Source organism: Paenibacillus sp. J22FR5 (assembly GCF_059691975.1).
The window spans coordinates 1-13,193 of sequence record NZ_JCAUAN010000056.1; the positions used below are offsets into that span (position 1 = coordinate 1).

Below are 13,193 nucleotides of genomic sequence, written 5' to 3' on the forward strand. Positions count from 1 at the left end.
ATGGCGGAGGGGACCCACGCGTTCCCATCTCGAACACGACCGTTAAGCCCTCCAGCGTCGATGGTACTTGAACCGCAGGGTTCTGGGAGAGTAGAACGTTGCCAAGCAGTATTCCCTGATAGCTCAGTTGGTAGAGCACTCGACTGTTAATCGAGTTGTCACAGGTTCGAGTCCTGTTCGGGGAGCCATTGCTTCCATAGCTCAGTCGGTAGAGTGCATCCATGGTAAGGATGAGGTCACCGGTTCGATTCCGGTTGGAAGCTCCAGTAATTCTTTTTGTAAGGCCCGTTGGTCAAGTGGTTAAGACACCTCCCTTTCACGGAGGTAACAGGGGTTCGAGTCCCCTACGGGTCACCATTATTTAATCCCATGGAGGCTTAGCTCAGCTGGGAGAGCATCTGCCTTACAAGCAGAGGGTCGGCGGTTCGATCCCGTCAGCCTCCACCATTAACTTCATACGCCGTTGTAGCTCAACTGGTAGAGCAACTGACTTGTAATCAGTAGGTTGGGGGTTCAAGTCCTCTCGACGGCATGTTTTCTATTGGGGATTAGCCAAGCGGTAAGGCAACGGACTTTGACTCCGTCATGCCAAGGTTCAAATCCTTGATCCCCAGCCATTTTCTTATATGAGTCATTAGCTCAGTTGGTAGAGCACCTGACTTTTAATCAGGGTGTCGTAGGTTCGAATCCTACATGACTCACCATTTGCCTTATTTATAATGTGCGCGTATGGCGGAATTGGCAGACGCACTAGACTTAGGATCTAGCGGGTGACCGTGGGGGTTCAAGTCCCTCTACGCGCATTAAATCCTCAAGTGTATTTATACATCTGAGGTACCCTGCGGAAGTGGCTCAGCGGTAGAGCATCGCCTTGCCAAGGCGAGGGTCGCGGGTTCGATCCCCGTCTTCCGCTCCAAATTAATATGCGCCCTTAGCTCAGCTGGATAGAGTATTTGACTACGAATCAAAAGGTCGGGAGTTCGAATCTCTCAGGGCGCGCCATTCTTCATTATAGGTTATAAACGTATCGGGACGTAGCTCAGCTTGGTAGAGCACCTGCTTTGGGAGCAGGGGGTCGCATGTTCAAATCGTGTCGTCCCGATCATCATTTTTCTAAACTATGCGGGCGTAGTTTAATGGTAGAACTTCAGCCTTCCAAGCTGATCGCGCGGGTTCGATTCCCGCCGCCCGCTTAAAGAAAGAACCACCTCCGGGTGGTTTTTTCTTTTGTCTAGGGAATTGAACCAAGGGTTCGACCGTCCGTACAAACATCTATGATTCTCCCCACATAGGACGAGCGTCCAAATATACCGCTAGCTGCTTCCGTAGGAAGCAATACCAATCAAGTAGTTGGAGTATTCCCGCCGCCCGCTTAAAAGAAAGAGCCACCTTCGGGTGGCTTTTTCTTTTATGTATCGCGTTGAAGACAGTTTGAGATGTAAAAGCGAAGTGTTTTAAAAGAAGGAAAAGCTTCCAACATTACTGATAAAATCTTATCAATACATTAATTACCACCCGAAAACGTACGGTTTTTTTATTTTAATACTATGTGTTGCGGTCAGATTGTGGTAAAATATTCTGAAATGAGTTTTTATAGCGACTAGCTTTTGCAGAGAGAAGCATTAATGCATCATAGTGAATAGATGGGGTGGAGAGTAATGGTAGAGAGTGAGATCGTCCTACAAAAACAAAGTACGAATAACCTGCTGCGTAGAGATATTCGGTTTCTTGGGCACATACTAGGCGAAGTTCTTGTACATCAAGGCGGAAATGATCTGCTGGATGTCGTTGAAAGAATTCGTGAAATGAGCAAGTCGTTAAGAGCACACTATGTCATTGAGATCTATGATGAATTTAAGAAAACGATATCTTCACTAGATCCGGAAATTCGCCATCAAGTGATACGAGCTTTCGCTATATACTTCCAATTAGTAAATATCGCTGAACAAAACCATCGTATTCGTCGTAAGCGTGACTATGAGCGCTCTTCTGGTGAATCTGTACAACCAGGTTCGATTGAGAGCATTGTACAAGAGCTGAAGAATACGCATATTCCTTATGCAGAAGTGCAAGAAATTCTTAAAGCGATCTCTTTGGAACTCGTTATGACGGCACATCCAACTGAAGCTATGCGTCGTGCAGTACTTGATATTAACCTGCGTATTTCTGAAGATATGATGAAGCTGGACAACCCTAACCTAACCTACCGTGAACGCGAGCAATTGCGCGAGAAGCTGCTAGGTGAAGTGCTTAATTTGTGGCAAACCGACGAACTGCGTGATCGTAAACCGACGGTTATCGACGAAGTGCGTAACGGGTTATATTATTTTGACGAGACGCTATTCGATGTACTCCCAGAGGTTTATCATGAGCTAGAGCGTTGTTTAAATAAATACTACCCAGAAGACAAATGGCATGTGCCATCCTTCTTGAAATTTGGATCTTGGATCGGCGGAGACCGTGATGGAAACCCATCTGTTAGAGCGAATGTGACATGGGAAACACTTGGTTTGCACCGTCAATTGGCTTTGCAGAAGTATGAGGAAATACTGAAAGAATCCCTTGAGCATATGAGCTTTAGCAAGAACATTGTGAATGTGAGCGACGCTCTGATCGATTCTATCCAAAGTGATCGTGAAGCAATGGGAAATGTACAGGATGTTTGGCGCAATGAGAAAGAGCCTTATCGAATCAAAACGACTTATATGATCGAGAAGGTTCATAATACGGGTAATGCGAATGTACCTGCTACACAGAAGTACAATAGCCCTGAAGAGTTCATTCAAGATTTGCAAATCATGGACGCTAGTTTGCGTACGCATTTTGCAGATTATGTTGCAGATAAATATATTAAGAAGTTGATTCGTCAAGTTGAGCTATTCGGCTTCCATTTAGCTGCTCTGGACATCAGACAGCACAGTAAAGAGCATGAAAATGCAATGACAGAAATTTTGTCGAAAATGGGTATTACACCTGATTACAGCAAGCTTTCGGAAGATGAGAAAATTTCATTACTTACGAATGTGCTGAATGATCCACGTCCGATCACGTCAACGTATTTGGATTATACGGATGGTACGAAGGAATGCTTAGACGTGTATCGTACAGTAGGTAAAGCACAGAAAGAATTCGGACGCAACTGTATTAACAGTTACCTGATCTCGATGACACAAGGCGCAAGTGACCTTCTGGAGGTAGTGGTATTTGCCAAAGAGGCAGGACTATACCGCAGAGAGAGCGACGGTACGGTAACAAGTACGGTTCAGTCTGTTCCGCTTTTTGAAACGATTGACGACCTGCATGCGGCACCAGGTATTATGAGCACGTTGTTAGCCATTCCTGCTTACCGAGCAAGCCTTGATCCTGAAACACAGCTGCACGAGATCATGCTAGGCTACTCGGACAGTAATAAAGACGGCGGTGTGATTACAGCGAACTGGGAGCTGCGTATGGCTCTTCAAGATATCACAGAAGCTGCGAAGAAATTCGGCGTGAAGTTGAAGTTCTTCCATGGCCGTGGTGGTGCATTGGGTCGCGGTGGTATGCCACTGAACCGTAGCATTCTAGCACAACCGGTTGAAACGCTTGGCGGCGGCATTAAAATCACAGAGCAAGGTGAAGTTCTATCTTCCCGTTATTCCCTACAAGGGATTGCTTACCGTAGCTTGGAGCAGGCGACATTTGCGTTGATCACAGCATCAAAGCTGTCCCGTTCCCCGCAAAGACACCCACTAGAAGAGAAGTGGGAGAATATTATGCGCGGCATTTCGGAGCAAGCGCAAACGAAGTATCAAGATCTTATTTTCAGAGACGAAGACTTCTTAACATTCTTCAAAGAATCCACACCGCTTCCGGAGATTGGTGAGCTGAATATCGGTTCCCGTCCATCCAAGCGTAAGAATAGCGATAAATTCGAAGATTTGCGTGCGATTCCATGGGTATTCTCCTGGACGCAAACGAGATACTTGCTGCCAGCATGGTATGCGGCGGGTACAGGCTTGCAAAGCTTCGCTCAAGGCAATGAAAGCAACCTAGCGGTTCTCAAAGAGATGTATGAGGACTGGTCGTTCTTCCGCACCATGATTGATAATCTACAAATGGCGTTAGCGAAAGCAGATCTTCTGATTGCGAAGGAATACGGAAGCTTGGTGAAAGAATCGGCGATTGCAGAGCGTATTTTCAATCTGATCAAAGACGAGTATGAGTTGACGTCCTCGATTATTTTGCAAATTACAGGTCAGCAAGAGATTCTGGATAATGTCCCTGTCATTCAAGAATCCATCAAATTGCGTAATCCTTATGTGGATCCGCTAAGCTATATGCAGGTTGAACTGCTTACTGAGCTTCGTGCACTAAGAGAAAACAATGAAGATGATGCGATTCTACTTCGTGAAGTACTACTTACTATCAATGGGATTGCCGCGGGTCTTCGGAATACGGGCTGATCCTTTACGACAACATAAGAAAAGCAACAGGATGATAAAGTCGGGGGCCTTGCAGGAATGCGGGCAGCTCGGCTTTTCCTGTGATTACGGGTTTTGCCCAAAGACAGGAGGTTCGCGGCAGCATGGGGCGATGGTTGGCAATAGTCCTTGTTCTTATTGGAGCTTCAAGCTACGGCTTGCTCTCCTCATTTATTAAAATGGCGTACGATCAGGGCTTCACAGACGGACAGATTACACCAGCTCAAATGACGATGGGAACGTTATTCGTATGGGGCCTGATTCTTTTTCACAAAAAATCATGGGTGAATCCATTCAAAGGTCCATGGATTAAGCTTGGGTTGATTGGTATTTTTGGATTATCGTTAACGACGGTCTTTTACAATATTGCGTTGCAAGAGCTCGATGCCTCTCTATGTATTATTCTTCTCTTTCAATTTACGTGGATGACGATTGCCATGGATTGTATTGTGAAACGTAGATTGCCTAAACGAATGGAAGGGCTTGCGATTGCACTCATTTTGGCAGGGACGATACTTGCTGTGAATGTGTTTGATACAAACTGGGGAGAGCTCAGCATAATGGGCATACTATATGGACTTATATCAGCGTTAACCTATAGTATTTTTCTATTCTTCACGGGACAAGTGGTAAGTTCACTGCCTCCGCTCATGAATTCTGCGATTATGCTGACGGCCGCGATGCCAGTTATGTATGTGTTGTATCCGCCGACGGTGTTCATTCACGAAAATGGTGGTATGCTGAAGTTGTGGGGACTGCTGTTAGGCTTCTTAGGGCAAGCTTTACCCACCGTCTCATTTAACATTGGAATACCTAGGATCGGTAGTACACTCGCTGCATTGCTTGGATCTGTGGAGCTTCCTGTGGCTATTCTCGCTGCGTATCTGCTTATCGGAGAGCCGATCAGCGGGTTACAATGGGGAGGAATGGCCCTAATTCTTGGAGGAATTATAATTTCTGAAAACAAATCGTAATTTCTGCGTATATATTAGAAGAGGGATTTTTAATAAATGGTAGTTGAATTGTCGAGAAGCCGGAGGAAAACCAATTGAACTTTGTTGAAGCACGACTGGCTAAGCTGGCCAGAAATGGGGATCGAAATGCTTTTGCGGAGCTCGTAGAGCTCTATAAGGATAAGATCTTTCATTTGGCTTACCGCATGCTGAATAACAAGCAAGAAGCCGAAGATGCCGTGCAGGAAACGTTCTTGCGCGTGTATACGAATTTGCATCGCTATGATGAGAATCAGAAATTTTCTACGTGGATTTTTCGGATTGGGACAAACTTATGCATCGATAAGCTGCGTCGAAGAAAGCAAACGTACTCGCTTGATGCCGAAATGACAGATGGTGAGGGCAATGATTACTATGCGATGCTGCCTAGTGACGATGACACACCGGAGAAACAACTGATTGTATCAGAGACACAAGCACAAATTCACAGAGCGATTGAGACGCTGCCTGAAAAATATAAGTCTGTCGTTATTCTCAGGTATCTACACGATATGTCTCTACAAGAAATAAGCGATGTACTCGACATGCCCGTAACGACGATCAAAACGCGTGTACACAGGGGTCGGGAGTACTTACGAAAAAGGCTGGAGCAAGAGGAACAAGTTGTTAGCACAAATTCTGTTCGAATCTGAAACGTATTTGAAGTCGAAACGTATGGTATATCAGAATATGAAAAGTCCGAAATAAACGGCTACACCGTTCGCTAAGGACGAGTGCGTTTATCGAGAAATATAGCCTATTTATGGAGTAAACATAAACTCTACTATTTAAAGAAAGGGGTGGCTGTATCATGAATTGCAAAGAAGCCCTCCCGCTCATACATGAATATCTCGATGGTGATTTACCAAAGTCTGAATCTCTTCAGCTGAAAGAGCATTTGATAGCCTGTCAGGCATGTCATAACACGTTCAAACAATTAGAGAAAACGGATGCTTTGGTTAGAATGCTGCCCTCTATCTCAGTACCTGATACGCTAACTGCACAAATTATGAGTGGATTACCACCGATGAAAAAGAAGAGTACATGGACGGATTGGATTCGCAGACATCCTGCTGTATCGGTTGCTGTTGTTTTCGGAACGGTTATGTTCGGAAGTTTCGTGTCGATGTGGGACGACGATAAGAATCTCATGGTGCAGGGAAGTAACCTACAGGAAGTCGTCATTCAAGGAGATACCGTGATTGTTCCTCAAGGGCATACGGTGAATGGTGATCTTGTTGTCAAACGCGGGGAACTGAAGGTTGAGGGCGATGTTACGGGGAATGTCGTCGTGATCGATGGTTCGGTTAACCTAGCCTCAACGGCACATATTTCTGGAGAAGTCAAACAAGTCGATGAAGCATTGAGCTGGGTCTGGTACAAATTAGGTGAGTTCGTAGGTAAAATCACACCATAACGAAACGTCCCCCTATAGCTAAGACTATTGGGGGCTTTTTTTTGTTTTAACATAGGAAAAATGAACCAATTCTCGTGTGGTGCGTCTAGATAAATAGAAGTATACCTGGGTTTATGTTATGATTCTTATATAGAGAGAACTTTGTTTAGTCGCCTGGGGGAGAATACAAAATGGATTTGCTCACGAGCATCTCGGCTAAGGATATCGTCGATATACTGATCGTTAGCTATGTGATTTATAAATTGATCCTATTGGTGCGCGGGACAAGGGCCATTCAATTGATGAAGGGTATCCTCGTAGTTGTCATTACATGGGTCATTAGTATTTGGTTTCAGTTAAGTACACTCCAGTGGATGATGAATCAAACATTTACGTTCGGGGTGCTCGGGGTTATTATTATTTTTCAGCCTGAGCTAAGACGAGCCCTGGAACAATTAGGTCGAGGAAAGCTATTCAGCACCAGATCTTCATCAGAAGAAGATCAAGATGTAAACAAACGAATCAGCGAAGTGATTCGGGCTGCGAATTATTTGGCCAAACGGAAGATTGGTGCCTTAATTGTTTTTGAGAAAGAGACGGGACTTACAGACTATGTCGAATCCGGTATTGCGATAGAGAGCAAAATCAGCGGAGAGCTGTTAATTAATATTTTTATCCCGAATACCCCTCTTCATGATGGTGCGGTCATCATTCGGCAAGGTCAGCTGATGGCGGCTGGTTGCTATCTGCCCTTATCTGAAAATCCTTTCATTTCGAAGGAGTTAGGGACTCGGCATCGCGCGGCGATTGGGATGAGTGAGGTATCCGATGCCATGTGTGTCATTGTTTCTGAGGAGACGGGCCAAATTTCATTAACGATGAATGGGCATATCGTGCGAGATATTAAAGAGGAATCGTTGATATCTAAGCTTTTTGAAGAGCTGAAGCCCAAAGCAAAAACAAATGAGAAGAACCCTTTCTTGAAATGGAGGGGCCGTTCGAATGGATAAATGGTTACGTAATACGAATGTTGTACGGATTGTTGCCCTTGTGATTGGGATTTTGCTATGGGTTGTCGTGCATATGGAAGAGACGAATATTTCCGGGAACTCCCCCCTGCGCGAGCGTGAGGAAACAATCAATAATGTCTCGATCACGACGAAGTATGATGAAACGCATTATTACATCTCATCGATGTCTCCTTCGAATGTACAAGTAATACTGAAGGGGAAGGAATCTTCCGTTAAAAAAGTAACGGCAAGCAATTCCTATCAAATACAGTTGGATTTGACACAAGTGGGCAAAGGTGACCATCAGCTAACGCTTACACCGGTGGGGATTCCCTCGGATGTAGATGTAGAGATCGTTCCTAGAACGGTACACGTCGTTATTGAGGAACTGCAGATGAAAGAAGTACCTGTGGTCATTAATGTCAAAGGAACGCCTGCAGCAGGTCTTAAAGCGGGACAACCTATTGTCAAGCCAGGTAAAGTGTATATTACGGCACAAACAAGTAAACTCGATCAGATTGAGAATGTCCGCGGCGAAGTATCTGTGGATAAAGCGCAATCGGCTGTGACGAAGCAGGTCAGACTGCAGGCTTTTGATAAGGAAGGCAAAGAAGTCACACTGAACATAAATCCTTCGGTTGTCGATGTCGAGGTGCCAATTACGAGTCCGTTCCAAACCATACCGTTGCAGCTGAAAATAAGCGGTGAGCCGCCTAAAGGCTTCGCGATCTCGATGGTCACACAGACGCCTGATAAGGTGACGGTATACGGAGCACAGGATGTCGTAGACCGCCTGGAGTTCTATCAAGGGCCGCAGCTTAGTCTGCAGGATCTGAAGGAAACGAAAGATTTTGCACTGGACATTCCTCTGAGGAATAAAGTAACTCAATTAGATCCTGCGAAGGTTACCGTTCACGTCGAGGTTGTGCCTTCGATTACGAAAGCTGTAGAGAATGTACCGATTACGATCATTGGTCAAAATGAGAATTATACAACCAAAGTCACGCAGCCAGGGTCCGCTACCTTGAATATAACGGTAGAAGGTGCTCCTGCCATTATTGATCAATTGAAAGTTGGGGACATTCAAGCGATACTAGATGTTAGTAATTTACCGCCAGGCAAGCATGAACTGAGTGTTACCTTGAATATGCCAACTTTCGTGAAGCTGGGCATACCACAAGAAGTAAAAGCGATCGTTGAAATCAGCGAGAAAAATGTAAAAGCAACAAATCCATAATGGGTCATAGAGAAAGAGGAGAATAAAAATGGGGAAATATTTCGGTACGGATGGTGTGCGCGGTGTCGCAAATGGCGAGCTTACACCAGAATTAGCTTATAAGGTAGGACGCTGCGGCGGGTATGTGTTAACAAGACAGGCAAAGCATCCGAAAGTCGTGATCGGGAGAGATACACGAATTTCAGGGCCAATGCTAGAAGCATCCCTAGTAGCAGGTTTGTTATCAATTGGTGTTGAAGTGATTCGTATCGGTGTGGTGAGCACGCCAGCGGTTGCTTATTTGACGAAAAAGCTAGGCGCTGACGCGGGCGTCATGATCTCCGCTTCACATAATCCGGTTGAGGATAACGGGATTAAGTTTTTTGGTGGCGACGGCTTCAAGCTATTGGATGAGACGGAGCTTGAGATTGAGCAGCTGCTGGATGCAGCTGTGGATGAACTGCCTCGCCCTGTAGGCGGCGAGATTGGAACGGTTTCGGATCAGCCAGATGCGAAGCATGCTTATCTGGCGTTCTTGAAGGAGACGGTGTCCGTGTCCTTCACCGGTGTGAAGGTTGTTCTGGACTGTGCTCATGGTTCTGCCTATGAGCTGGCTCCATTGATCTTCCGCGAGCTAGGAGCGGAAGTGATCACCATCGGCGCAGAGCCGAATGGGCGCAACATCAACGATGATTGCGGCTCCACGCACCCGGAGAAGCTTCGCGACGAGGTGCTTAAGCATGGCGCAGCCATCGGGCTTGCTTTTGACGGCGACGCGGATCGTCTGATCGCGATCGATGAGAAGGGCGATGAAGTCGACGGCGACTTCATCTTGAGCATTCTTGGCGATGCGCTGAATCGCAAAGGGAAGCTAAACCACGGCACCATTGTGACGACGGTGATGGCGAATATTGGCTTTTTCAAAGGGATTGAAAAAGCGGGCTTGAAGGCACTGCAAACGGCTGTAGGAGATCGCTACGTGATGGAAGAGATGCGTAAAGGCGGCTACAACCTAGGCGGGGAGCAGTCTGGTCATGTGATTTTCCTAGACTACATCTCGACTGGCGACGGTATTCTAACGGCTTTGCAATTGGTGAATACGCTAGTTGAATCTGGGCGCAAGCTGAGCGATTTGAAGGGCATAATGCGTAAATTCCCGCAACTGCTCGTTAACATCCGTGTGGCTGATAAAAGCAAGTTGAAGGATAACGCTGTAATTGAAGAAGCAATCCGTAAGGTGGAAGATGAGCTCGGCGATAACGGCCGTGTGTTGGTTCGTCCATCGGGGACAGAGTCTTTGATTCGTGTTATGGCCGAAGGCCCAGATAAAGAGCAAGTTGAAGCATATGTGCACGACATTGCGAAGGTTATTCAAGCGCAATTGGTATAATCATAGGTTGCTAGTCCCCCATTTTGCTAGAAAAAGGTGAGATGGGGGATCCGGCATGCCAAAAACAAGTTGCATTGCCGCGTTAAAATGCATATGATGAAGTTACTCAAGAAGGAAAGGCAGGGCAGAGGTTATTCGCAACAAATAGCGCCAGAACTCACAAGCGGGACGGAAATGTAGGCGATTTGCTACTACTACGCGGTGAGTTGACGAGGTGAAGGTGTTCGAAACATTCGGCGGGGACCTTCCGGCACGAGGAGTGCCGTTAAGTTGGAGAGCAAAATCGTTCGGGCGACCGGGCAGACAAGTATCCAACATCTATTAACGATTTATTTGACATGTACACGTAAAGAACGCCCGTATAGATAGTTTATTTCATTATGTTTAGTAATTGATTAAGATCCTTGACAAACAGCCCTTGTAGAAGAGGCTTATAAAAATTTGGAGGTTGTAACTATGTGCGGTATTGTTGGTTATATTGGAAAGCGTAATTCTCAGGAGATTTTATTGGAAGGCCTTAAAAAGCTAGAGTATAGAGGCTATGATTCTGCTGGGGTAGCGGTGTATACGGCGGATGGTTTGCAAATTAAGAAGGCCAAGGGCCGTATTGCGAACTTGGAATCGAAGCTGGGTGAAACGCCTTTGAACGGAAGCGTTGGCATCGGGCATACTCGTTGGGCGACACACGGTAAGCCTTCGGACGTGAATTCACATCCTCACACCGATAATTCTCTGAAATTCTCCGTTGTGCATAACGGCATTATTGAGAATTATATTACGCTGAAAGAAGAGCTGATCGCGAAGGGCCATGTTTTCGTATCGGAAACGGATACAGAGGTTATTTCGCATCTGATCGCGAGTCTGTATGAGGGAGATATCCTCAAAGCCGTTCAGAAAGCCGTGAAGCACATGACAGGTGCGTTTGCTCTTGGTGTTTTGACAGAGTTCGAACCGGACCGTCTCGTTGCTGTGCGTCAAGCTAGCCCGCTTATTATTGGTATTGGCGAAGGCGAGAACTTCATTGGGTCAGATATTCCAGCGATTCTAGAGTATACACGAAATGTATTCATTCTAAATGATGGCGAAATGGCGCTATTAACGCGGGATTCTGTCGAATTAATGACGTTAGAGGGGAATTTTATTTCCAGGGAAATGTTCCATGTCGATTGGGATATTGTTACGGCGGAAAAAGCCGGATTTGATCATTTCATGCTGAAAGAAATCTATGACCAACCGAAAGCGTATCGCGATACGATGGGAAGTCGTATTTCCCCTGATGGTAAGAGCGTTACGTTGAATGAGCTCACGATTACACCAGAGGCGATTCGTAACATTAGCCGTGTGCATATCGTGGCTTGTGGAACAGCATTCCATGCAGGTATGGTTGGGAAATATGTCATTGAGAAAATGGCGCGTATTCCGGTGGAAACGGATGTAGCGTCTGAATATCGATATCGTTCCCCGATTATCACAAAGGATACGCTCGTTATTGTTGTGAGCCAATCCGGTGAAACGGCGGATACGTTGGCAGCACTCCGTGAAGCGAAACGTTGCGGAGCACACGTTCTGGCGATCACGAATGTTGTAGGTAGCTCCGTTGCGCGTGAAGCGAACGATATCATTACAACATGGGCAGGACCGGAAATTGCGGTAGCTTCGACGAAAGCGTACACGTCGCAATTGATCGCGTTCTATCTGCTTGGTCTGCACTTAGCACAAACGCTAGGCACGCAAACGCCTGAGGAAATCGCGGAAGTGATTACAGCTCTTAAGGAGCTTCCTGCGCAGGTTAGTGAAATTTTAGAGCAAGCGGAAGCGTTGAAGGTTGTAGCGGAAGAGATGGCGAAGCATGATAATCTGTTCTTCATCGGCAGAGGGTTGGATTATGCGGTAGCGTTGGAAGGCTCCTTGAAGCTGAAAGAGATCTCATACATCCACTCCGAGGCGTATGCTGCTGGTGAGTTGAAGCACGGCACACTTGCGCTGATCGAGGATGATATTCCGGTGATCGCGTTAGCGACACAGCATGAGCTGCTCGAGAAAACCGTGAGCAACATTAAAGAAGTGAAGGCGCGCGGCGCGAATGTGCTGGGCATTGCTGTGGAAGGTGAAACAGAGCTGCAGAAGTCGGTAGACAGCACGTTCATTATTCCGAAAACATTGGATGTGTTAACACCTGCGTTGTCTGTGATTCCTTTGCAGTTGCTGTCCTACTACGCGTCGTTGGCGCGTGGGAATGATGTGGATAAGCCAAGGAATTTGGCGAAGAGCGTGACAGTGGAGTAATTTTAACTAATGGGACAACACCGCTTGTTGTTTAACAATAAAGTTGTTTGAAAGATTGTTGTTCAGTGATGTTAAGTATAAGATTAATTAGTCCCGATCAAGCCAATTGATCGGGACTTTTATTATTAATATGGATTTGAGAATGAAGGACTTATGAAAAAATATTTGCAAGTTAAGAAAAATTAATAAGTTGAACCAAGTATAATTTTTCAGATATCTGATGAAAAATAAAGTTTTAGACTGGTGCGTGTTAACAAGCTAGGCTACTGTACAGCGACCAAATATACTCCTGTTTTCAAGTGCAAAAATCCACTTTTTTTAGAACAACAAAAAAAAAACTACGACGGCAAGATTAGCAAACGCACTGTGCGTCCCATAGGTTTTCCAGGCTTTCTAGGTACTTTTCTGGGTCTCGTCTAAATCGTTTACGTTTTACGCTA

The 13,193-nt window shown here is 45.7% G+C and carries 8 protein-coding genes, 12 tRNA genes and 1 rRNA gene; all 21 read left to right on the top strand.

Translation table 11 applies throughout. The annotated features are described in order from the left end of the window. Positions 1-107, top strand: a 5S ribosomal RNA gene (gene rrf, locus AC58P7_RS32825); the annotation flags it as partial. Between the two features lie 5 nt (positions 108-112). Further along, positions 113-188: transfer RNA gene (locus tag AC58P7_RS32830), tRNA-Asn, on the top strand. 2 nt (positions 189-190) lie between these two features. Next, positions 191-266, top strand: a tRNA-Thr gene (locus tag AC58P7_RS32835). Positions 267-282: 16 nt separating this feature from the next. After that, positions 283-357, top strand: a tRNA-Glu gene (locus AC58P7_RS32840). A gap of 14 nt (positions 358-371) precedes the next feature. After that, positions 372-447: transfer RNA gene (locus tag AC58P7_RS32845), tRNA-Val, on the top strand. A 12-nt stretch (positions 448-459) separates the two neighbouring features. Next, positions 460-532: transfer RNA gene (locus tag AC58P7_RS32850), tRNA-Thr, on the top strand. Positions 533-542: 10 nt separating this feature from the next. Continuing rightward, positions 543-617: transfer RNA gene (locus AC58P7_RS32855), tRNA-Gln, on the top strand. 11 nt (positions 618-628) lie between these two features. Continuing rightward, positions 629-704: transfer RNA gene (locus AC58P7_RS32860), tRNA-Lys, on the top strand. Positions 705-723: 19 nt separating this feature from the next. Continuing rightward, positions 724-803, top strand: a tRNA-Leu gene (locus AC58P7_RS32865). 38 nt (positions 804-841) lie between these two features. Beyond that, positions 842-916, top strand: a tRNA-Gly gene (locus AC58P7_RS32870). A 9-nt stretch (positions 917-925) separates the two neighbouring features. Beyond that, positions 926-1,002 (top strand) — tRNA-Arg (locus AC58P7_RS32875). Between the two features lie 26 nt (positions 1,003-1,028). Next, positions 1,029-1,102: transfer RNA gene (locus tag AC58P7_RS32880), tRNA-Pro, on the top strand. Positions 1,103-1,122: 20 nt separating this feature from the next. Then, positions 1,123-1,193 (top strand) — tRNA-Gly (locus AC58P7_RS32885). Between the two features lie 465 nt (positions 1,194-1,658). Continuing rightward, on the top strand, positions 1,659-4,445 hold the full coding sequence (gene ppc, locus AC58P7_RS32890; protein WP_497350282.1) for a phosphoenolpyruvate carboxylase: 2,787 nt from the start codon (positions 1,659-1,661) through the stop codon (positions 4,443-4,445). A gap of 122 nt (positions 4,446-4,567) precedes the next feature. Next, positions 4,568-5,437 (top strand): DMT family transporter, encoded by an 870-nt coding sequence (locus AC58P7_RS32895; RefSeq protein WP_497350283.1) that lies wholly within the window; start codon positions 4,568-4,570, stop codon positions 5,435-5,437. A gap of 74 nt (positions 5,438-5,511) precedes the next feature. Beyond that, a complete protein-coding gene (gene sigW / locus AC58P7_RS32900) occupies positions 5,512-6,108 on the top strand; it encodes an RNA polymerase sigma factor SigW (RefSeq protein WP_497350284.1) in 597 nt (198 codons plus the stop codon). A gap of 158 nt (positions 6,109-6,266) precedes the next feature. Continuing rightward, positions 6,267-6,872 carry a zf-HC2 domain-containing protein gene (locus AC58P7_RS32905; RefSeq protein ID WP_497350285.1) on the top strand — a complete coding sequence of 202 codons (606 nt, stop codon included), beginning with the start codon at positions 6,267-6,269 and terminating at the stop codon, positions 6,870-6,872. 170 nt (positions 6,873-7,042) lie between these two features. Beyond that, complete coding sequence (gene cdaA / locus AC58P7_RS32910; RefSeq protein ID WP_497350286.1) at positions 7,043-7,861, top strand: diadenylate cyclase CdaA; 819 nt, start codon at positions 7,043-7,045, stop codon at positions 7,859-7,861. Beyond that, complete coding sequence (locus AC58P7_RS32915; protein ID WP_497350287.1) at positions 7,854-9,098, top strand: CdaR family protein; 1,245 nt, start codon at positions 7,854-7,856, stop codon at positions 9,096-9,098. Before cdaA ends, AC58P7_RS32915 begins: the two co-directional genes overlap by 8 nt. Positions 9,099-9,126: 28 nt before the next feature. Then, a complete protein-coding gene (gene glmM, locus AC58P7_RS32920) occupies positions 9,127-10,467 on the top strand; it encodes a phosphoglucosamine mutase (RefSeq protein WP_497350288.1) in 1,341 nt (446 codons plus the stop codon). Positions 10,468-10,923: 456 nt separating this feature from the next. After that, positions 10,924-12,753, top strand: a complete 1,830-nt coding sequence (glmS, locus tag AC58P7_RS32925; RefSeq protein ID WP_497350289.1) for a glutamine--fructose-6-phosphate transaminase (isomerizing) — start codon at positions 10,924-10,926, stop codon at positions 12,751-12,753. Positions 12,754-13,193: the final 440 nt, after the last annotated feature.

Bases quoted from the DNA above. Each gene is read 5' to 3' on its own strand.
- glmS (WP_497350289.1), top strand. From the start codon at position 10,924: ATGTGCGGTATTGTTGGTTATATTGGAAAGCGTAATTCTCAGGAGATT.
- AC58P7_RS32905 (WP_497350285.1), top strand. From the start codon at position 6,267: ATGAATTGCAAAGAAGCCCTCCCGCTCATACATGAATATCTCGATGGT.
- ppc (WP_497350282.1), top strand. From the start codon at position 1,659: ATGGTAGAGAGTGAGATCGTCCTACAAAAACAAAGTACGAATAACCTG.
- AC58P7_RS32915 (WP_497350287.1), top strand. From the start codon at position 7,854: ATGGATAAATGGTTACGTAATACGAATGTTGTACGGATTGTTGCCCTT.
- glmM (WP_497350288.1), top strand. From the start codon at position 9,127: ATGGGGAAATATTTCGGTACGGATGGTGTGCGCGGTGTCGCAAATGGC.
- AC58P7_RS32895 (WP_497350283.1), top strand. From the start codon at position 4,568: ATGGGGCGATGGTTGGCAATAGTCCTTGTTCTTATTGGAGCTTCAAGC.
- cdaA (WP_497350286.1), top strand. From the start codon at position 7,043: ATGGATTTGCTCACGAGCATCTCGGCTAAGGATATCGTCGATATACTG.